18 protein-coding genes are annotated in these 21,703 nt (G+C 54.2%); all 18 read left to right on the top strand.

Annotated features, from left to right (window positions below):
- Positions 1–312 precede the first annotated feature (312 nt).
- The 18 genes from mraZ to secA all read left to right on the top strand — a co-directional run bounded on the left by mraZ (position 313) and on the right by secA (position 21,665).
- On the top strand, positions 313–771 hold the full coding sequence (gene mraZ / locus WFL93_RS14425) for a division/cell wall cluster transcriptional repressor MraZ (protein WP_007885013.1): 459 nt from the start codon (positions 313–315) through the stop codon (positions 769–771).
- A gap of 2 nt (positions 772–773) precedes the next feature.
- Positions 774–1,715, top strand: coding sequence for a 16S rRNA (cytosine(1402)-N(4))-methyltransferase RsmH (rsmH, locus tag WFL93_RS14420; RefSeq protein WP_049851444.1), 942 nt, complete (start codon positions 774–776; stop codon positions 1,713–1,715).
- Complete coding sequence (ftsL, locus tag WFL93_RS14415; protein WP_007885016.1) at positions 1,712–2,032, top strand: cell division protein FtsL; 321 nt, start codon at positions 1,712–1,714, stop codon at positions 2,030–2,032. The genes rsmH and ftsL overlap by 4 nt, the downstream gene beginning before the upstream one ends.
- 16 nt (positions 2,033–2,048) lie before the next feature.
- The gene (locus tag WFL93_RS14410; protein WP_180823050.1) at positions 2,049–3,815 is read left to right on the top strand and encodes a peptidoglycan glycosyltransferase FtsI; all 1,767 of its coding nucleotides are present in this window, start codon (positions 2,049–2,051) and stop codon (positions 3,813–3,815) included.
- Positions 3,802–5,289 carry a UDP-N-acetylmuramoyl-L-alanyl-D-glutamate--2,6-diaminopimelate ligase gene (murE, locus tag WFL93_RS14405; protein ID WP_007888606.1) on the top strand — a complete coding sequence of 496 codons (1,488 nt, stop codon included), beginning with the start codon at positions 3,802–3,804 and terminating at the stop codon, positions 5,287–5,289. The genes WFL93_RS14410 and murE overlap by 14 nt, the downstream gene beginning before the upstream one ends.
- Complete coding sequence (gene murF, locus WFL93_RS14400) at positions 5,286–6,647, top strand: UDP-N-acetylmuramoyl-tripeptide--D-alanyl-D-alanine ligase (RefSeq protein ID WP_336778429.1); 1,362 nt, start codon at positions 5,286–5,288, stop codon at positions 6,645–6,647. The genes murE and murF overlap by 4 nt, the downstream gene beginning before the upstream one ends.
- A complete protein-coding gene (gene mraY, locus WFL93_RS14395) occupies positions 6,641–7,723 on the top strand; it encodes a phospho-N-acetylmuramoyl-pentapeptide-transferase (protein WP_007888613.1) in 1,083 nt (360 codons plus the stop codon). The genes murF and mraY overlap by 7 nt, the downstream gene beginning before the upstream one ends.
- Before the next feature lie 2 nt (positions 7,724–7,725).
- Positions 7,726–9,042, top strand: coding sequence for a UDP-N-acetylmuramoyl-L-alanine--D-glutamate ligase (gene murD / locus WFL93_RS14390; protein ID WP_049851447.1), 1,317 nt, complete (start codon positions 7,726–7,728; stop codon positions 9,040–9,042).
- Positions 9,042–10,256 (top strand): cell division protein FtsW, encoded by a 1,215-nt coding sequence (ftsW, locus tag WFL93_RS14385; RefSeq protein WP_007888617.1) that lies wholly within the window; start codon positions 9,042–9,044, stop codon positions 10,254–10,256. The genes murD and ftsW overlap by 1 nt, the downstream gene beginning before the upstream one ends.
- Positions 10,253–11,311, top strand: a complete 1,059-nt coding sequence (murG, locus tag WFL93_RS14380; RefSeq protein ID WP_049851448.1) for an undecaprenyldiphospho-muramoylpentapeptide beta-N-acetylglucosaminyltransferase — start codon at positions 10,253–10,255, stop codon at positions 11,309–11,311. The genes ftsW and murG overlap by 4 nt, the downstream gene beginning before the upstream one ends.
- A gap of 70 nt (positions 11,312–11,381) precedes the next feature.
- On the top strand, positions 11,382–12,857 hold the full coding sequence (gene murC, locus WFL93_RS14375; protein WP_007888621.1) for a UDP-N-acetylmuramate--L-alanine ligase: 1,476 nt from the start codon (positions 11,382–11,384) through the stop codon (positions 12,855–12,857).
- Positions 12,850–13,770, top strand: a complete 921-nt coding sequence (locus tag WFL93_RS14370; protein WP_336778428.1) for a D-alanine--D-alanine ligase — start codon at positions 12,850–12,852, stop codon at positions 13,768–13,770. Before murC ends, WFL93_RS14370 begins: the two co-directional genes overlap by 8 nt.
- Position 13,771: 1 nt before the next feature.
- Positions 13,772–14,611 carry a cell division protein FtsQ gene (gene ftsQ, locus WFL93_RS14365; RefSeq protein WP_336778427.1) on the top strand — a complete coding sequence of 280 codons (840 nt, stop codon included), beginning with the start codon at positions 13,772–13,774 and terminating at the stop codon, positions 14,609–14,611.
- Positions 14,608–15,864 carry a cell division protein FtsA gene (gene ftsA / locus WFL93_RS14360; protein WP_007888634.1) on the top strand — a complete coding sequence of 419 codons (1,257 nt, stop codon included), beginning with the start codon at positions 14,608–14,610 and terminating at the stop codon, positions 15,862–15,864. Before ftsQ ends, ftsA begins: the two co-directional genes overlap by 4 nt.
- Positions 15,865–15,935: 71 nt before the next feature.
- Positions 15,936–17,090 carry a cell division protein FtsZ gene (gene ftsZ / locus WFL93_RS14355; RefSeq protein ID WP_007888638.1) on the top strand — a complete coding sequence of 385 codons (1,155 nt, stop codon included), beginning with the start codon at positions 15,936–15,938 and terminating at the stop codon, positions 17,088–17,090.
- A gap of 101 nt (positions 17,091–17,191) precedes the next feature.
- The gene (gene lpxC, locus WFL93_RS14350) at positions 17,192–18,109 is read left to right on the top strand and encodes a UDP-3-O-acyl-N-acetylglucosamine deacetylase (RefSeq protein WP_336778426.1); all 918 of its coding nucleotides are present in this window, start codon (positions 17,192–17,194) and stop codon (positions 18,107–18,109) included.
- A 273-nt stretch (positions 18,110–18,382) separates the two neighbouring features.
- The gene (secM, locus tag WFL93_RS14345) at positions 18,383–18,883 is read left to right on the top strand and encodes a secA translation cis-regulator SecM (protein ID WP_336778425.1); all 501 of its coding nucleotides are present in this window, start codon (positions 18,383–18,385) and stop codon (positions 18,881–18,883) included.
- A gap of 76 nt (positions 18,884–18,959) precedes the next feature.
- Positions 18,960–21,665 carry a preprotein translocase subunit SecA gene (gene secA, locus WFL93_RS14340; protein ID WP_180823057.1) on the top strand — a complete coding sequence of 902 codons (2,706 nt, stop codon included), beginning with the start codon at positions 18,960–18,962 and terminating at the stop codon, positions 21,663–21,665.
- Positions 21,666–21,703: the final 38 nt, after the last annotated feature.

The raw sequence follows: 21,703 nt of genomic DNA, 5'->3' as shown, positions 1-21,703 counted from the left end.
TTCCTTTCAGAAATCCCCTAAAATGCAGCCGCTGTCGCAGAACGCAGGGCAAATATATTTCAGCGCTAAAGCGCTTTATTTTTCGCCAATTTATATTTCGCGGAAATTTTTATTCCACTATTCATCAGGTTAATTTTAATTTTGCCGCTCCATGTCGCTTTATTCCCGTCTCCAATTAATTTCACCCGTTGTAAATAGTGATATTCACTTGCCGTTGCGGCTTGACAAGGATTTCATCGGCTCCGTAAACTCGTTTCGTGGTAAAAAGTGGGATAAAGTGGTGAAAACGGGTGATTGAGGGGTAAGGCTGGCATGTTCCGTGGAGCAACGTTAGTCAATCTCGACAGTAAAGGGCGATTAGCAGTACCAACACGCTATCGTGAATTGCTTGTCGCAGAGTCTCAGGGGCAAATGGTATGCACCATTGACCTCCACCAGCCATGCCTGCTGCTTTATACCCTGCCCGAATGGGAAATCATTGAGAAAAAGCTGTCTCGCTTATCCAGCATGAATCCTGCAGAGCGTCGCGTACAGCGACTGCTGTTAGGGCATGCCAGTGAGTGTCAGATGGATAATGCGGGCCGTTTGTTGTTAGCGAATACGCTGCGACAACACGCGGGCCTGACCAAAGAAGTGATGCTGGTTGGACAGTTCAATAAATTTGAGCTGTGGGATGAACAGACCTGGTATCAACAAGTTAAGGACGATATTGACACAGAACAGTCGGCTCAGGAGCCTTTATCTGAGCGGTTGCAGGACTTGTCGCTATAGCTATGCAGGAAAATTTCAAACACACCACAGTGCTGCTGGATGAGGCGGTTAACGGCCTCAATATCAGGGAAGACGGCATTTACATTGACGGCACTTTTGGTCGCGGCGGTCATTCGCGCTTAATTCTTTCACAGCTTGGCGAGAAAGGACAACTGATCGCGATTGATCGCGATCCGCAAGCGATAGCCGCAGCTGCTGAGATAAACGATCCCCGTTTCTCCATCGTCCACGGGCCGTTTTCGGCGCTGGCGGAATATGTCGAAGAGCGCGGTCTGACCGGCCAAATTGATGGCGTATTGCTGGATTTAGGCGTCTCGTCACCACAGCTGGATGATGCCGAACGCGGCTTCTCCTTTATGCGTGACGGACCGCTGGATATGCGTATGGATCCAACGCGTGGGCAATCAGCAGCTGAATGGCTAATGAGTGCGGAAGAAGCGGATATCGCTTTCGTGATTAAAACCTACGGTGAAGAGCGTTTCGGTAAACGTATCGCGCGTGCCATCGTAGAACGCAATCGCGAGCAGCCCATGACACGCACCAAAGAGTTGGCCACCGTTATCGCTGCTGCGATGCCGGTGAAAGACAAATTTAAGCATCCGGCAACGCGTACCTTCCAGGCGATTCGTATTTGGATCAACAGCGAGCTGGAAGAGATCGATACCGCACTAAAAGGTGCGCTGTCTGTTCTCGCTCCCGGCGGCAGATTGTCGATCATCAGCTTCCATTCGCTGGAAGATCGCTTAGTGAAGCGTTTTATGCGCGATCAGAGCCGCGGTCCACAGGTGCCAGCCGGCATCCCAATGACCGAGTCGCAGCTCAAAGCGTTAGGCGGTCGTGAACTCAAAACGCTTGGCAAGCTGATTCCGGGTGAAGCTGAAGTGAACGAAAACCCACGTGCACGCAGTTCTGTTTTGCGTATCGCGGAGAGAACAGCGTCATGATTGGCAACGAGCGTCACAGCCTGCCTGGCGTTATCGGTGGAGACCTGCTGCGTTTTGGCAAGATTCCACTGTTACTGCTGATTGCGGTGCTAGTGTCCTCCGTCGTGGTCGTGACGACCACACATAAGACGCGCCTGCTGACAGCGCAGCGTGAACAGCTGGTGCTGGAGCGTGATGCGCTCGATATCGAGTGGCGCAACCTCATTCTTGAAGAGAACGCCCTTGGCGATCACAGCCGCGTAGAGCGGATAGCAACCGATAAACTGCAAATGCAGCATGTTGATCCTTCACAGGAAAATATTGTGGTGCAGAAATAAGGAATCGCAGAACTCAATGAGTGGCGCAGGTAAAACGCTGAAGTTAAAAAAACAAGAAGATAAGGCCAGCTTTGTAAGCTGGCGCTTTGCGTTACTGTGCGGGTGTATTTTACTGGCGCTGGGTGGACTGCTGTCGCGCGTAGCGTGGTTGCAGGTGATCAACCCCGATAAGCTGGTGAAAGAGGGCGATTTACGCTCGCTGCGCGTTCAGTCGGTGCCAACGGCGCGCGGTATGATCAGCGATCGTGCGGGTCGTCCACTGGCGGTGAGTGTGCCGGTGAATGCGATCTGGGCCGATCCGAAAGAACTGACTGAGCACGGCGGCGTATCGCTGGATAGCCGCTGGAAAGCATTGTCTGATGCGTTATCAATCCCGCTTGATCAACTCGCAGCACGCGTTAATGCCAACCCGAAAGGGCGCTTTATTTATCTGGCGCGTCAGGTCAATCCGGCAATCGGCGAGTATGTGAAAAAACTTAAGCTGCCGGGCATCTATCTGCGTGAAGAGTCGCGTCGCTACTATCCGGCGGGCCAGGTTACTGCGCACCTGATTGGCTTCACCAACATTGATGGACAGGGCATTGAGGGCATCGAGAAGAGCTTCGATAAATGGCTGACTGGCGCACCGGGTGAACGTACCGTGCGTAAAGACCGCAACGGTCGCGTCATTGAAGATATCTCTTCGGTTGATAGCCGTGCGGCGCATAACCTAACGCTGAGCATTGATGAGCGTCTGCAAGCGCTGGTTTATCGTGAACTGAATAACGCCGTGGCCTTCAACAAAGCCGAATCGGGCACTGCCGTATTGGTGGATGTGAATACCGGTGAAGTGCTGGCAATGGCGAACAGTCCCGCTTACAACCCGAATAATCTTAGCAACACGCCGAAAGATGTGATGCGTAACCGCGCCATCACTGACATCTTCGAGCCAGGTTCTACCGTGAAACCCATGGTGGTGATGACGGCTTTACAGCGTGGTGTGGTGAAAGAAAACAGCGTCCTGAATACCGTGCCGTACCGCGTTAATGGTCATGAGATCAAAGATGTGGCGCGCTATAACGAATTGACCCTTACCGGGGTTTTACAGAAGTCGAGTAACGTCGGGGTTTCACGTTTGGCGTTAGCGATGCCCTCCTCAGCGCTTGTAGATACTTATGCGCGCTTTGGCTTGGGTAAACCGACCAATTTGGGGCTGGTCGGGGAAAGCAGTGGCTTATACCCTCAAAAACAACGGTGGTCTGACATAGAGAGGGCCACCTTCTCTTTCGGCTACGGGCTAATGGTAACGCCGTTACAGTTAGCGCGAGTCTACGCAACCATTGGCAGCTATGGCATCAATCGCCCGCTGTCGATCACCAAAGTTGACCCGCCAGTGGCAGGTGAACGCGTTTTCCAGGAAGACCTGGTGAAAACGGTGATGCACATGATGGAGAGCGTTGCGTTGCCAGGCGGTGGTGGGGTTAAAGCCGCCATCAAGGGCTATCGCATTGCCATTAAAACCGGTACCGCCAAGAAAGTTGGACCGGACGGACGCTACGTCAACAAATACATTGCTTACACCGCTGGCGTTGCACCTGCCAGCCGTCCTCGTTTTGCGCTGGTGGTGGTGATCAACGATCCCCAAGCCGGTAAATATTATGGTGGTGCGGTTTCAGCACCGGTGTTTGGCGCCATCATGGGCGGCGTGTTGCGTACCATGAACATTGAACCTGATGCGCTGCCAACAGTTGATAAGAACGAGTTGGTGAAGAATAGAAGTGAGGAATCAAGTGACAGATCGTAACCTGCGCGACTTACTGGCCCCATGGGTGCCGGGTGCGCCGGCGCGTCCACTCCGTGACATGACACTGGACAGCCGCGCTGCGGCTGCTGGCGATCTGTTTATCGCCGTGGCGGGCCATCATGCTGATGGACGTCGTTTTATTCCACAGGCTATTGCACAAGGTGTGGCAGCGGTGATTGCCGAAGCCGAAGGTGAGGCCAGCGATGGTGATATCCGCGAGATGCACGGCGTCCCGGTTATCTATCTGGCGCAGTTGCAGCAGCGTCTCTCTGCACTGGCCGGGCGCTTTTATCAGCAGCCTGCGAGCAAACTGAAGTTAATTGGTGTTACCGGCACCAACGGTAAAACCACCACCACGCAGTTGATGGCGCAGTGGGCCAATCTGTTGGGTGAAGCCGGCGCCGTGATGGGCACGGTAGGAAATGGCCTTTACGGTCAACTGGTGGCAACTGAAAATACCACCGGCTCTGCAGTGGATGTGCAGCATGTTCTGAATGATTTGGTCGAGCAGGGCGCAACCCTGACGGCGATGGAAGTGTCTTCACATGGGCTGGTGCAGCACCGCGTGGCAGCGTTGCCGTTTGCCGCGGCGGTATTTACCAACCTGAGCCGCGATCACCTCGATTATCACGGTGATATGCAGGGCTATGAATCCGCTAAATGGCTACTGTTCTCTGAGCATCAAATCGGTGCAGCCATCATCAACGCTGATGATGAGGTTGGCCGTCGCTGGCTGGCAAAATTGCCCGATGCTGTAGCGGTAACCATGGAAGACAACTTGCAATCAGGCTGCCATGGCCGCTGGCTCAAAGCCACGGCGGTTAATTATCACGACGGCGGCGCACATATTCAATTCAGCTCCAGCTGGGGCGACGGCGAGTTTGATAGCCGTTTGATGGGCGCGTTCAACGTTAGCAACCTGCTACTGGCACTGGCTACCTTGCTAACGCTGGATTATCCGCTTACTGCGCTGGTTGCCACCGCACCGCAATTATTACCGGTTTGTGGTCGTATGGAAGTGTTCACCGCGCCAGAAAAACCCACAGTCGTGGTTGATTACGCCCACACGCCTGATGCGCTGGAAAAAGCGCTGGAAGCGGCGCGTCTGCACTGTAAAGGCCAGCTGTGGTGCGTGTTTGGCTGCGGCGGCGATCGTGATAAAGGCAAACGTCCATTGATGGGCGCGATTGCTGAGCAATTCTCCGATATTGTGGTGATCACCGACGATAATCCGCGCAGCGAAGAGCCGATGTCGATTGTGAATGATATTCTCACCGGCCTGCTCGACCCGGGTCGTGCTCGCGTCGTTTCAGGACGTGCGCAGGCGGTGACCAACGCCGTCATGCAAGCCAGTGTGGATGACATCGTGCTGGTGGCCGGTAAAGGCCACGAAGATTATCAAATCATTGGCAACCGCCGTCTGGATTACTCGGATCGCGACACCGTCGCCCGTTTGCTGGGGGTGGTCGCATGATTCCCGTTTCTCTGCAAACCCTCGCTGATATCAGCGGCGGCAAGCTGTACGGCGCTGATATAACCGTTGCCGATGTCACAACCGATACGCGCAAAGTTACTGCCGGCAGCCTGTTTGTTGCGCTGGTAGGCGAACGTTTTGATGCTCATGATTTCGCCAGCGATGCCATTGCAAGCGGCGCTCAGGCTCTGCTGGTCAGTAAGCTATTGCCTATTTCTATCGCGCAGGTAGTGGTGGCCGATACGCGTATTGCCTTCGGACAACTCGCGGCATGGGTGCGCCAACAGGCGAAAGCGCGCGTGGTTGCCCTGACGGGATCGTCCGGTAAAACCTCGGTCAAAGAGATGACCGCCGCAATTTTGCGTCAGTGCGGCGAGACGCTCTATACCGCAGGTAACCTGAATAACGATTTCGGTGTACCGATGACGCTACTGCGTCTAACGAAAGAGCATGCCTACGCAGTGATTGAACTGGGTGCCAACCATCAGGGCGAGATTGCCTACACCACCGCGCTGGTGCGTCCGGAAACCGCGCTGGTGAATAACCTTGCCGCCGCTCATCTGGAAGGTTTTGGTTCGCTAGCGGGTGTGGCGAAAGCCAAGGGCGAAATCTTTAACGGCTTGCCGGTGCACGGCACCGCTATCGTTAACGCCGACAGTAACGATCTGGCCAACTGGCAAACGCAGTTTGTGGATAAAACGTTGTGGCGCTTCTCGCCGCAGCCTATGGCCGATGCCGAATTCCGCGCCAGTGATATTGTGCTGCGCGCTGATGCCACGCTCTTCACCCTGCATACACCGCGTGGCGATATCGCGGTTGAGTTGCCACTGCCGGGCCGTCATAACATCGCCAATGCGTTAGCAGCTGCCGCGCTGGCGCTGTCAGTGGATGCACCGCTGACTGCGATTCAAAATGGCCTTAAAACCTTACAGCCCGTTCCTGGTCGTCTGTTCCCGATTCGTCTCGCGGCCAATCAGTTGCTACTGGATGACAGCTATAACGCCAACGTGGGTTCGATGACCGCCGCTGCGCAGGTACTCGGCGATATGCCGGGCTTCCGCGTGATGGTGGTAGGCGATATGGCGGAGTTGGGCGATGAAGCTGAACTCTGTCATCGCCAGGTTGGCGATGCGGCAAAAGCGGCAGGCATCGATCGCGTGCTGAGCACCGGCTCGCTAAGTCAGCTGATTGGTGAAAATAGCGGCAAAGGCGAGCATTTCGCCAGTAAAATCGCGCTGACTGAACGTTTACGCACATTGCTGTCCGAACATCAGGACATCACTATTTTGGTTAAAGGTTCACGTAGTGCCGCCATGGAGCAGGTAGTACAGAGCTTACAGGAGAAAGGAACATGCTAGTCTGGCTGGCCGAACATCTGGTCGCATTTTATTCCGGCTTTAACGTCTTCTCATATTTGACGTTCCGCGCCATTGTCAGCCTGCTGACCGCTCTGTTCATTTCTCTGTGGATGGGACCACGTCTGATTGCCTGGCTGCAGAAACTGCAGATTGGTCAGGTGGTGCGTAACGACGGCCCCGAGTCACACTTCAGCAAACGTGGCACGCCAACGATGGGCGGCGTGATGATCCTTACCTCCATCACCATTTCGGTGCTGATGTGGGCGTATCCCTCCAATCCATACGTTTGGTGTGTTCTGGTGGTGCTGGTTGGTTTTGGCATCATCGGCTTTGTTGATGACTATCGCAAAGTGGTGCGCAAAGACACTAAAGGTCTTATCGCGCGCTGGAAATACTTCTGGATGTCAGTGATTTCACTCGCTGTGGCCTTCGCGTTGTTTATCGCTGGCAAAGATACACCCGCGACACAACTGGTGGTGCCGTTCTTTAAGGACGTTATGCCGCAGCTGGGCTTGTTCTACGTGGTGTTGGCCTACTTCGTGATTGTCGGTACCGGTAACGCCGTTAACTTAACGGATGGCCTTGATGGCCTGGCAATTATGCCAACCGTGTTCGTGGCGGCGGGCTTTGCGCTGGTGGCATGGGCAACCGGTAACGTCAAATTCGCTGAGTATCTGCACATTCCTTATTTACGGCACGCCGGTGAACTGGTGATTGTCTGTACCGCGATTGTCGGAGCGGGGCTCGGATTTTTGTGGTTCAACACCTATCCAGCACAAGTGTTCATGGGCGATGTCGGTTCATTAGCGCTGGGCGGCGCGCTTGGGACTATTGCAGTGCTGCTGCGCCAGGAGTTCCTGCTGTTGATTATGGGCGGCGTGTTTGTCGTAGAAACCCTGTCGGTAATTCTGCAGGTGGGATCGTTCAAGCTGCGCGGTCAACGCATTTTCCGCATGGCACCGATTCACCATCACTATGAATTGAAAGGCTGGCCGGAGCCGCGCGTCATCGTGCGCTTCTGGATTATTTCGCTGATGCTGGTGCTGATTGGCCTGGCAACGCTGAAGGTACGTTAATCATGGCTGACTATCGGGGCAGAAAAGTCGTCATCATCGGATTAGGCATTACTGGCCTGTCCTGTGTTGATTTCTTCCTTGCGCAAGGCGTTACGCCACGCGTGATGGATACCCGTGTCTCGCCGCCGGGACTGGACAAGCTGCCAGCCTCGGTTGAGCGCTATGTTGGCGGTATCAACAGCGATTGGCTACTGGCGTCGGATCTGATTATTGCAAGCCCGGGTATCGCACTGGCACATCCTGCCTTAAGCGAGGCTGCTGATGCTGGCATTGAGATCATTGGCGATATCGAGTTGTTTTGTCGCGAAGCGCAGGCCCCGATTGTGGCGATTACTGGTTCAAACGGCAAAAGCACCGTGACGACGCTGGTGGGCGAAATGGCCCGCGCAGCAGGTTGGCAGGTGGGCGTTGGCGGCAACATTGGTTTGCCGGCGCTGACGCTACTGAAATCGCCAGCGCAGCTCTATGTGCTGGAGTTGTCCAGCTTCCAGCTTGAAACTACCCACAGCTTAAAAGCCGCGGCTGCGACTATCCTCAATCTTACCGAGGATCATATGGATCGCTATCCGTTGGGCATGCAGCAATATCGCGCGGCTAAGCTGCGCATTTACGAAAATGCCAGCGTCTGCGTAGTGAATGCTGACGATGGCATGACGATGCCGGTGCGCGGTGTTGATCAGCGCTGCGTGAGCTTCGGTATCAACCTTGGCGATTATCATCTCAATCAGCAGCAGGGCAGCACCTGGCTGCGGGCGAAGGGCGAGAAAGTCCTGAATACCGATGAGATGACGTTGGTGGGGCAACATAATTACACCAACGCGCTGGCAGCACTGGCATTGGCTGACGCGGTGAACATTCCGCGCGCCTCCAGCCTGAAAGCCTTAACCACGTTCACCGGCCTGGCGCACCGCTTCCAGCTGGTGCATGAAGCCAATGGCGTGCGCTGGATTAACGATTCAAAAGCCACCAACGTCGGCAGCACTGAAGCGGCGTTGAATGGGCTGCAGGTAAAAGGAACGTTATGGCTGCTGCTCGGCGGCGACGGTAAGTCGGCTGATTTCAGCCCGTTGGCGCGCTATCTGCAGGGCGACAAGGTAAAGCTGTTCTGCTTTGGTCGCGATGGCGATGCCTTAGCGGCGCTGCGCCCGGAGATTGCCACGCGCACCGACACTATGCAGCAGGCGATGACGCAAATTGCTGCACAGGTGACAGCCGGCGATATGGTGCTGCTGTCTCCTGCTTGCGCCAGCCTCGATCAATTCCGCAATTTTGAGCAGCGTGGCGATCAGTTCGCGCAGCTGGCGAAGGAGTTGAGTTGATGCGCATTCCTGGAGCCGGTATCGCCAACTATCTGTCACTGCGCCTACGCGATTGGGTGATGGGCGCACGCGACAATGATGATGCGCCGGTGGTGCTGTACGATCGCACGCTGCTATGGCTGACCTTTGGGCTGGCGCTGATCGGTTTCGTGATGGTGACCTCGGCATCCATGCCGGTGGGTCAACGTTTGAACGAAGATCCATTCTACTTTGCCAAGCGTGATGCGTTTTATATCGCGCTGGCGTTTGGTATGGCGCTAGTGACATTGCGCATCCCGATGGATTTCTGGCAGCGCTACAGCAACGTGATGCTGATGGTTTCGGTCGTGATGCTGCTGATCGTATTAGTGGTGGGTAGTTCGGTAAATGGTGCGTCGCGCTGGATTGCCCTTGGCCCGCTGCGTATTCAGCCAGCTGAACTCTCGAAATTAACGCTGTTCTGCTATCTCGCCAGCTATCTGGTGCGCAAAGTGGAAGAGGTGCGTAACAACTTCTGGGGCTTCTGTAAGCCGATGGGTGTGATGGTGGTGCTGGCGGTATTGCTGCTGGCCCAGCCCGACCTCGGCACCGTGGTGGTGCTGTTTGTTACCACACTGGCGATGCTGTTTCTCGCCGGTGCGAAAATGTGGCAGTTCCTGGCGATCATTGGCTCCGGCATTTTTGCTGTGGTGCTGCTGATCATCGCCGAACCTTACCGTATGCGCCGCGTTACTTCCTTCTGGAATCCATGGGAAGATCCCTTTGGTAGCGGCTATCAGCTCACGCAGTCATTGATGGCGTTTGGACGCGGTGAGTTCTGGGGCCAGGGCTTAGGCAACTCGGTGCAGAAACTGGAATATCTGCCGGAAGCACATACTGACTTTATCTTCTCCATCATCGGCGAAGAGTTGGGTTATGTCGGTGTGGTTTTGGCGCTGTTGATGGTATTCTTCGTCGCTTTTCGCGCGATGTCGATTGGTCGCCGTGCTCTGGAGATCGATCAGCGCTTCTCAGGCTTCCTCGCTTGCTCAATTGGCGTGTGGTTTAGCTTCCAGGCGCTGGTTAATGTCGGTGCGGCCGCGGGTATGCTGCCGACCAAAGGTCTGACACTGCCGCTGATCAGTTACGGTGGTTCGAGTCTGATCATCATGTCGACCGCCATCGTGTTTTTATTGCGCATAGATTATGAAACGCGTCTGGCAAAAGCCCAGGCGTTTACCCGAGGTGCTCGATGAGTGGCAAACGGCTGATGGTCATGGCAGGCGGTACTGGTGGACACGTGTTCCCCGGTCTGGCCGTTGCCCATCACCTGATGGAACAAGGCTGGCAGGTTCGCTGGCTGGGAACCGCTGACCGAATGGAAGCGGATTTGGTGCCGAAACACGGCATTGAGATTGATTTTATCCGCATTAGCGGTTTGCGCGGTAAAGGTGTGAAAGCGCAGTTACTGGCACCGGTACGCATCTTTAATGCGTGGCGCCAGGCGCGTCGCATCATGAAAAACTGGCAGCCGGATGTGGTGCTGGGCATGGGCGGTTATGTTTCAGGTCCCGGTGGTTTAGCGGCATGGAGCTGCGGGATTCCGGTGGTACTGCATGAGCAGAACGGCATTGCCGGACTCACCAACAAGTGGCTGGCAAAAATCGCTACCAAAGTGATGCAGGCATTTCCGGGCGCATTCCCTAACGCCGAAGTGGTGGGAAATCCGGTGCGTACCGATGTGTTAGCTCTGCCATTACCGGCAGCGCGACTGAGCGGACGCTTTGGCCCGATTCGCGTGTTGGTAGTGGGTGGCAGTCAGGGCGCTCGCATTCTCAATCAGACCGTGCCACAAGTGGCTGCTGAGTTGGGCGAAGCGATTACGGTTTGGCACCAAACCGGTAAAGGCGGACTGGAAATCGTGCAGCAGGCTTATCGTGCAGCCGGCCAGCCGCAACATAAAGTCACCGAATTTATCGATGACATGGCAGAAGCCTATGCGTGGGCGGATGTGGTTGTCTGTCGCTCCGGCGCACTGACGGTCAGTGAAGTCGCTGCCGCAGGTTTACCGGCGATCTTCGTGCCGTTCCAGCATAAAGATCGTCAGCAGTACTGGAATGCGTTGCCGCTGGAAAAAGCGGGCGCAGCCAAAATTTTCGAGCAGCCGCAATTTACTGCGGCTGTAGTAGCGGACACGCTGCGTCACTGGGATCGCACCACATTATTGGCGATGGCAGAGAAAGCCCGTCAGGTGGCGATTCCCGATGCAACCGAGCGGGTTGCAAATGAAGTGGCACGTGTCGCGAAGTAAATTAATCGGCCAGTTGATTTGGCCCGTACCTTCAGCAGGTACAAACGGGAAAAACAGGTAATTGAAACAGATGAATACACAACAATTGGCAAAACTGCGTTCTATTGTGCCCGAGATGCGTCGCGTCCGGCACATTCACTTTGTCGGCATCGGTGGTGCTGGCATGGGCGGTATTGCCGAGGTGTTGGCGAACGAAGGTTATCACATCAGCGGTTCTGATCTGGCGCCGAACCCGGTGACACAGCATTTGGCCGCGCTGGGCGCGACGATTTACTTCAACCATCGTCCGGAAAACGTCACCGATGCGAGCGTAGTCGTGGTGTCCACGGCCGTAGCGCAGGATAACCCTGAGCTGGTGGCCGCGCGCGAGCAGCGCATTCCCGTGATTCGTCGCGCGGAGATGCTGGCCGAACTGATGCGCTTCCGTCACGGCATTGCCGTGGCCGGCACGCACGGTAAAACCACCACTACCGCAATGGTGACCAGCATTTATGCGGAGGGCGGACTGGATCCAACTTTCGTCAACGGCGGCTTAGTGAAAGCTGCGGGAACCCATGCGCGCCTTGGCAGCAGCCGTTACCTGATTGCGGAAGCGGACGAAAGTGACGCGTCCTTCCTGCATCTGCAGCCGATGGTGGCGATTGTTACCAACATCGAAGCCGACCATATGGACACTTATCAAGGCGATTTCGAGAACCTGAAGCAGACCTTCATTAACTTCCTGCACAACCTGCCATTCTACGGACGTGCGGTGATGTGTGTTGATGACGCGGTGATTCGTGATCTGATTCCGCGTGTAGGCCGCCAGGTTACCACATACGGCTTCAGCGAAGACGCCGATGTACGTATCGAGAATTACGAACAGCGTGGCGCGCAAGGTCATTTCACTCTGATTCGCCATGATAAACCGGTGCTGAAAGTGACGCTGAATGCGCCCGGTCGGCATAACGCATTAAACGCGGCGGCGGCTGTGGCCGTAGCCAGCGAAGAAGGGATTGAAGACAACGCGATTCTGGCCGCACTGGAGAGCTTCCAGGGAACCGGGCGCCGCTTTGACGTACTGGGCGAGTTTGATACCGCCGCCGTCAATGGCAACCCGGGCAGCGCGATGTTGGTCGATGATTATGGCCACCATCCAACCGAAGTTGATGTCACCATCAAAGCGGCACGTGCGGGCTGGCCTGACAAAAAGCTGGTTATGGTGTTCCAGCCGCATCGCTACACGCGTACGCGTGACCTTTTTGATGATTTCGCCAATGTGCTGTCGCAGGTTGATGTACTGCTGATGCTGGATGTTTATCCAGCCGGTGAAGCCGCCATTCCGGGCGCTGACAGTCGCTCGCTGTGCCGCGCGATTCGTAATCGTGGCAAGGTTGATCCCATTTTGGTCTCTGAGCATGACGCTTTACCGGATGCTTTGGCACCGTTGCTGTCGGGCGACGATCTGGTGATCGTTCAGGGCGCAGGTAACATCGGCAAGATTGCACGTAAGCTGGCCGATAGCCAACTGCAGCCGGCGGTTAAGACGGAGGCGCGTCATGACTGAGAAGGTCGCAGTATTGATGGGCGGTAACTCGGCAGAGCGTGAAGTGTCGCTGATGTCAGGTGCGGCCGTGCTGGCCGGGCTGCGTGAAATGGGCATTGATGCACATGCTGTTGATACGCGTGATGTGTCGGTGCTGGATCTGAAACAGCAAGGCTTTGCTAAGGCGTTTATCGCGCTGCACGGCCGCGGTGGCGAAGACGGCACGTTACAAGCGGTGCTGGATTTTTTGCAACTGCCGTATACCGGCAGCGGCGTGATGGCTTCTGCCATCACCATGGACAAACTGCGCAGTAAATTGCTGTGGCAGGGCAGGGGATTGCCGTCAGGCAAATTCGTCTGGCTCACGCGTCAGCAGCATCAGCAAGGTTTGGATGCGGATACCGTTGCCGCCATACAAGCATTGGGTTTACCGCTGTTTGTTAAGCCAAGCTGCGAAGGTTCCAGCGTTGGCATCAGCCGCGTAAACCATGCGGATGCGCTACCTGCGGCGTTAGAAGAAGCATTTCGTCATGATGACGACGTATTGATTGAAGCTTTTTTAAGCGGCGAGGAGTACACCGTAGGCATCGTGGGTGAACAAATTCTGCCTTCTATCAGAATTAAAACCGCCAGCGAGTTCTATGACTATGAAGCTAAATACATTTCTGACGATACTGAATACTTCTGTCCGAGCGGTTTAAGTGCTGAGCGAGAAGCGGAATTGCAGAAATTGGTATGGGCAGCCTGGCGCGCGCTGGGTTGCAGCGGCTGGGGCCGCGTTGACGTGATGGCCGATGGTGAGGGTAATTTCCAGCTGCTGGAAGTGAATACCTCGCCAGGCATGACCAGCCATAGTTTGGTGCCAATGGGCGCTAAGCAGGCCGGATACAGCTTCCCTCAATTGGTAGCGCGTATTCTGGAGCTGGCTGACTGATATGTCTCAGGCGGCGATACGAGTACGCAATCGCGAACCTCAGGAGCGTCTACGCTCCGGGCGTAGCAACGGTGCACGACTGTTCGGCATCGTGTTCCTGCTGATTGTGCTGGGCATCATGGTGGCGGGCGGCCTTGTGGTGCTGAAGTGGATGAATGACGCCTCGCGCTTACCCTTATCAAAACTGGTGGTAACGGGGCAAACCCACTACACCACACATGATGATATTCGCCAGGCCATTTTATCGCTCGGTGCACCGGGGACATTCATGTCGCAGAACGTGGATATCATCCAGCAGCAGATTGAGCGTTTACCCTGGATTAAGCAGGTCAGTGTGCGGAAGCAGTGGCCTGATGAGCTGAAGATAAACCTGGTGGAGTATGTTCCGGTCGCACGTTGGAACGATTCACACATGGTCGATGCCGATGGCGTCTCCTTCAGCGTCCCGGCCAGCCACGTTGGCAAAGAAACCTTGCCAATGCTGTATGGCCCGGAAGGCAGTGAAAATGAGGTGTTAGCCGGCTATCACACCATGAGTGATGTGTTGAAGGCTAACAAGTTTACCCTGAAGGTCGCGTCGATGACGGCGCGGCGCTCGTGGCAGTTGGTGACCAGTGATGATGTGCGCATCGAGTTGGGACGCAGCGATACCATGAAGCGTCTGAACCGTTTTATAGAGCTTTATCCGGATCTGCAGCAGCAGGGTCTGAGTCAGAATCAGCGCATCACCTATGTCGATTTGCGATATGACTCCGGCGCCGCAGTTGGTTGGGCAGCAGCACCGATTGAGCCACAGGACAGTAATCAGCAACAGAACCAGGCACAGGCTAAACCACAATGATCAAGGCAACGGACAGAAAACTGGTAGTAGGACTCGAAATTGGCACCGCGAAGGTGTCCGCCCTGGTTGGGGAAATTCTGCCCGATGGTATGGTCAATATTATTGGGGTGGGCAGTTGCCCGTCTCGCGGCATGGATAAAGGCGGCGTAAACGATCTTGAGTCGGTGGTGAAATGCGTACAGCGAGCCATCGATCAGGCTGAACTGATGGCGGATTGCCAGATTTCATCGGTCTACCTTGCTTTATCGGGCAAACATATCAGTTGCCAGAACGAAATCGGGATGGTTCCGATTTCGGAAGAGGAAGTGACTCAGGATGATGTAGAGAACGTGGTGCATACGGCGAAATCCGTTCGCGTACGTGATGAACATCGTATTCTGCATGTCATTCCGCAGGAATATGCCATCGATTACCAGGAAGGCATCAAGAATCCGGTGGGACTTTCCGGCGTGCGTATGCAGGCGAAAGTACATTTGATCACCTGCCACAACGATATGGCAAAAAATATTGTCAAAGCCGTTGAACGTTGCGGCCTGAAAGTTGACCAACTGATTTTTGCCGGACTGGCCTCCAGTTTCTCAGTATTAACTGAAGACGAACGTGAGCTGGGAGTCTGTGTTGTTGATATCGGTGGCGGTACAATGGATATCGCTGTCTATACTGGCGGTGCACTGCGTCATACCAAAGTGATCCCGTATGCTGGGAACGTGGTAACCAGTGATATTGCCTACGCTTTTGGCACGCCGCCAACTGACGCGGAAGCGATTAAAGTGCGTCACGGTTGTGCATTGGGCTCGATTGTCGGCAAAGACGAAAACGTCGAGGTGCCGAGCGTGGGTGGTCGTCCACCACGTAGCCTGCAGCGTCAAACGCTGGCGGAAGTGATTGAGCCGCGTTACACCGAACTGCTGAATCTGGTCAATGACGAGATTCTGCAACTACAGGAGCAGCTGCGCCAGCAGGGCGTAAAACATCATCTGGCAGCCGGTATCGTGCTGACCGGTGGTGCGGCGCAGATTGAAGGTTTGGCAGCCTGCGCACAGCGCGTGTTTCACACGCAAGTGCGCATTGGACAGCCGCTTAACATCACCGGCCTTACGGATTATGCGCAGGAGCCGTATTACTCTACGGCGGTTGGCCTGCTGCATTACGGCAAAGAGTCACACATGAACGGTGATGCAGAAACGGAAAAACGTGCTTCGGTGGGCAATTGGTTTAAGCGAATCAACAGCTGGCTGAAGAAAGAGTTTTAATTTTTGAAAAAGGAGATCATGCTGGCAATGTTTATGATCTCCAGGCGACAGGCACATAACGGAGAGAAATCATGTTTGAACCTATGGAATTAACCAATGACGCGGTGATTAAAGTCATCGGCGTCGGCGGTGGCGGCGGCAACGCCGTAGAGCACATGGTACGCGAGCGTATCGAAGGTGTAGAATTCTTCGCTGTAAACACCGACGCGCAAGCGTTGCGTAAGACAGCGGTCGGCCAGACGATCCAGATCGGGACCAATATCACTAAAGGTCTCGGTGCAGGTGCGAACCCAGAAGTGGGTCGTAACTCTGCGGAAGAGGATCGCGAAGCACTGCGTGCTGCGCTGGATGGTGCAGACATGGTGTTCATCGCCGCAGGCATGGGTGGCGGTACCGGTACTGGTGCAGCGCCAGTTGTGGCTGAAGTAGCAAAAGATTTGGGTATCCTGACCGTTGCGGTGGTGACTAAGCCATTCAACTTCGAAGGCAAAAAGCGTATGGCTTTTGCTGAGCAGGGTATCGCCGAACTTTCTAAGCACGTCGATTCATTAATCACTATTCCTAACGACAAATTGCTGAAAGTTCTGGGCCGTGGCATCTCTCTGCTGGATGCGTTTGGCGCAGCCAACGACGTGTTGAAAGGTGCAGTGCAGGGTATCGCTGAGCTGATCACGCGTCCTGGACTGATGAACGTCGACTTTGCGGACGTACGTACCGTGATGTCAGAAATGGGTTACGCCATGATGGGTTCCGGTGTGGCATGCGGTGAAGACCGTGCGGAAGAAGCGGCAGAAATGGCTATCTCCAGTCCACTGCTGGAAGATATCGACCTGTCTGGCGCGCGCGGCGTGTTGGTCAACATCACCGCCGGCTTCGACCTGCGTCTGGACGAGTTTGAAACCGTGGGTAACACTATCCGCGCCTTCGCGTCTGACAACGCTACCGTAGTAATCGGTACATCTCTGGATCCAGAGATGAACGACGAACTGCGCGTAACCGTAGTTGCCACCGGTATTGGCATGGATAAGCGTCCAGAAATCACGTTGGTGACCAACAAACCGGCTACTCAACCTGTGATGGATCATCGCTACCAGCAGCATGGCATGGCGCCACTGCCGCAGGAACAGAAGCCTGCAGCTAAAGTGGTGAATGAGCAACCAGCATCATCCAGCAAAGAACCCGACTACCTTGATATTCCAGCCTTCCTGCGTAAACAGGCAGACTAAGAATATCCCGATAATTGGGATTCTCCGCTCTTTGTGCTAAAGTATTCCCCCGCTGGTAATTTATACTGGCGGTCGGAAGGGTAATATTGCGAGATAAAGCGATGATCAAACAAAGGACATTAAAACGTATTGTTCAGGCGACTGGTGTCGGTTTACATACCGGCAAGAAAGTCACGCTGACCTTACGCCCTGCGTCGGCTAATACCGGGGTCATCTATCGTCGCACTGACTTGAATCCACCGGTTGATTTCCCGGCTGATGCAAAATATGTGCGCGACACCATGCTAAGTACTTGCCTGGTGAATGATGAAGGCGTGCGTATTTCAACAGTTGAACACCTGAACGCCGCATTGGCGGGCTTGGGCATCGACAACATTATTGTTGAAGTTGATGCACCGGAAATCCCGATTATGGATGGCAGTGCCGCGCCTTTTGTCTATCTGCTGATGGATGCTGGCATCGAAGAGCTGAACACGGCGAAGAAATTCGTGCGCGTTAAGCAAACGGTGCGTGTTGAAGATGGTGATAAGTGGGCCGAGATTAAGCCGTATAACGGTTTTTCACTCGACTTTACCATCGACTTCAAGCACCCGGCGATTGACTCAAGCTCGCAGCGTTATCAGCTCAACTTCTCGGCTGAGAACTTTGTGCGTCAAATCAGCCGTGCGCGCACTTTTGGCTTTATGCGTGAAATCGAATATCTGCAGTCTAAAGGCCTGTGCCTGGGCGGTAGTTTAGATTGTGCGATTGGCCTCGATGATTTCCGCGTATTAAACGAAGACGGTCTGCGCTTTGAAGACGAGTTTGTTCGTCATAAAATGCTCGACGCGATCGGTGACTTGTTCATGTGCGGTCACAATGTTATTGGCGCATTTACCGCCTTTAAATCTGGCCATGCGTTGAACAATAAGTTGCTGCAAGCGGTTCTGGCGAAGCAGGAAGCCTGGGAATGGGCAACCTTTGAAGACGAAGCTGAACTGCCACTGGCATTCAAAGCACCTAATTTAGTTCTGGCTTAAGTCAGACATAAAACGGCAGGTTTCGCTGACACCCTCTCCGGTCAGTTGAACCTGCCGTTTTCATTGCCTCGCATCTAACCCTGCCAAACCGATCTCAATTCACTGTCGTGACTGGTGAAACGCTATACAAAAAAACGTGAATTCCGCCGTGGGCCCTTTAATCACTGGTGTCGAAGCCGCACATAAGTGCTATCATCTGGCGCTCATATAAGCTGGTTAACGCAGTTTTAGTCGACAGCTTTATTACTTTATTCAATGCATTGTGGACGGGTTGTGATCGGGATTTTCTCACGCTGGCGACAATTAGGCAGACGCTATTTCTGGCCTCATCTCCTTTTGGGGATGGTGGCGGCCAGTTTGGGCTTGCCTGCCTGTGCGCAAAGCTCTGAGCCCACGGCGAACGATTCGCCGATCAGCAGCCTATTTGTTGGCAATGTTGTTCAGTTCGATCATCTCATTCGTTTGCAGGAAAGCGCTCGTCGACCGAATTTTAACGTCGATTATTGGCATCAGCATGCAATTCGTACGGTGATACGCCACCTTTCCTTTAGCATGACGCCACCCGCTCAGGCTGAGGCCAACCAGGCTTTACCGTTGGCGGCGCAAAAGCTGGCGTTGATTGGTTCGCTTCAGGCGCTTCTAACCTCTCCCGCACAGCCACTTACTGTCGTTGAGCCGCAGCAAAACCTGCGTCACAGCGAGCCGCAAATCCACTCTTCTGCTGATTGGCAGGCTGCTATTCACGGCATCCGCGCCGGACCTTTCGAAGCTTAACTGCTAACCTTTTTTCCGCATCCTGTTTTAGATTTTGCAGTCCGTGAGATCACGGCTGAATTGAGAAAAATTTATCATGTTAATCAAATTGTTAACTAAAGTATTTGGCAGCAGCAACGATCGTACTCTGCGCCGTATGCGTAAAGTGGTAGACATCATCAACAAGATGGAGCCAGATTTCGTGAAGCTCTCCGATGATGAGCTGAAAGCGAAAACTGACCTGTTCCGTGAGCGCCTGAAAAAAGGCGAGAGCCTTGAAAGTCTGATTCCAGAAGCTTTTGCCACCGTACGCGAAGCGAGTAAGCGCGTATTTGGCATGCGCCACTTTGATGTGCAGCTGATCGGCGGCATGGTGCTGAACGAACGCTGCATCGCGGAGATGCGCACCGGTGAAGGTAAAACCCTGACCGCAACTTTGCCTGCTTACCTGAATGCGCTGAGCGGCAAAGGCGTGCACGTGGTGACCGTCAACGACTATCTGGCGCAACGTGACGCCGAAAATAACCGCGCACTGTTTGAGTTTCTTGGCCTGACCATTGGTATTAACCTGCCAAATATGCCAGCCGTGGCAAAGCGTGAAGCCTATGCCGCCGATATCACCTACGGCACCAACAACGAATACGGCTTCGACTACCTGCGTGACAACATGGCATTCAGCCCGGAAGAGCGCGTGCAGCGTAAACTGCATTATGCGCTGGTGGATGAAGTCGACTCCATCTTGATCGATGAAGCACGTACGCCATTGATCATCTCTGGTCCTGCTGAAGACAGTTCTGAACTGTATACCAAAGTTAACAAGATCATCCCGCACCTGGTCCGCCAGGAGAAAGAAGATTCTGAGACTTTCCAGGGCGAAGGCGATTTTTGGGTCGATGAGAAAGCACGTCAGGCGCACATGAGCGAGCGTGGCCTGGTGAAAGTTGAAGAGCTGCTGGTTAGCCAAAACATTATGGAAGAGGGCGAGTCACTCTACTCACCGACCAACATTATGCTGATGCACCATGTTACGGCGGCACTGCGTGCTCATGCACTTTTCACCCGTGATGTAGATTACATCGTCAAAGACGGTGAAGTGGTCATCGTCGATGAACATACCGGTCGTACCATGCAAGGTCGCCGCTGGTCTGATGGCCTGCATCAGGCCGTTGAAGCGAAAGAAGGCGTGGAAATCCAGAATGAAAACCAGACGCTGGCTTCTATCACCTTCCAGAACTACTTCCGTATCTACGAAAAACTGGCCGGTATGACCGGTACGGCAGATACCGAAGCATTCGAATTTAGCTCTATCTATAAGCTCGACACTATCGTGGTGCCAACTAACCGTCCGATGGTGCGTAAAGATATGGCCGATCTGGTCTACATGACCGAGAAAGAGAAGATTGATGCCATTATTGAAGACATTCGCGCCTGTACCGCAAAGGGGCAGCCGGTGTTGGTGGGTACGATTTCGATTGAGAAATCCGAAGTGGTCTCCAATGAGCTGACGCGCGCAGGCATTAAACACAGCGTGCTGAATGCCAAATTCCACGCCAGTGAAGCGGATATCGTGGCACAAGCGGGCCAGCCAGCTGCGGTAACTATCGCAACTAACATGGCCGGTCGCGGTACCGATATCGTGCTGGGCGGTAGCTGGCAGGCTGAGCTTGCCGCGATGGACGAGCCGACTGAAGAGCAAATTGAGGCGATGAAAGCCGCCTGGAAACTGCGTCATGATGCAGTGCTGGCGGCGGGTGGCCTGCACATCATTGGTACTGAGCGTCACGAATCACGTCGTATCGATAATCAGCTGCGTGGTCGTGCTGGTCGTCAGGGTGATGCCGGTTCTTCACGCTTCTACCTGTCGATGGAAGATGCCTTGATGCGTATCTTCGCTTCGGATCGCGTATCAAACATGATGCGTAAACTGGGTATGAAGCCAGGCGAAGCGATTGAGCATCCATGGGTGACCAAAGCAATTGCCAACGCTCAACGCAAAGTGGAAAGTCGCAACTTCGATATTCGTAAACAGCTGCTGGAATACGATGACGTTGCTAACGATCAGCGTCGCGCCATCTACAGCCAGCGTAACGAACTGCTGGATGTGTCTGATGTATCTGAAACCATCAACAGCATCCGTGAAGATGTCTATAAAACCACCATCGATACTTACATTCCACCGCAGTCGCTGGAAGAGATGTGGGATGTCGCGGGCCTGGAAGAGCGTCTGCGTAACGACTTCGATCTGAATCTGCCAATTGCTGAGTGGTTGGATAAAGAGCCTGATCTGCATGAAGAGACGCTGCGCGAACGCATCATGAGCCATGCTGCTGAAAACTATGCTGCCAAAGAAGAAGTGGTTGGTGCAGAGATGATGCGGAACTTTGAAAAAGGCGTGATGCTGCAAACGCTGGATTCGCTGTGGAAAGAGCATCTGGCGGCGATGGACTATCTGCGTCAGGGGATCCACTTGCGCGGTTACGCACAGAAAGATCCGAAGCAGGAATATAAGCGTGAATCCTTCTCTATGTTTGCGGCAATGCTGGAGTCACTGAAGTACGAAGTGATCAGTACCCTGAGCAAAGTCCAGGTACGCATGCCAGAAGAAGTTGAAGCGATGGAGCAGCAGCGTCGTGAAGAAGCGGAGCGCTTAGCACAGCAGCAACAGCTGAGCCATGTTGATGATGCAACCGCAGCAGCCGAAGCCTTAGCAGCACAAGGTGGCGAAAGGAAAGTGGGCCGTAATGACCTTTGCCCATGCGGCTCAGGCAAAAAATATAAACAGTGCCACGGTCGTCTGGCCTGATAAAAAAGGAGCCTTCGGGCTCCTTTTTTTGCTTAAGC

The sequence above is a fragment of the Pantoea sp. USHLN256 genome (assembly GCF_037149875.1).
Taxonomy (GTDB): Bacteria; Pseudomonadota; Gammaproteobacteria; order Enterobacterales; family Enterobacteriaceae; genus Pantoea; species Pantoea nemavictus.
This window is presented reverse-complemented; position numbering and strand designations above follow the sequence as displayed.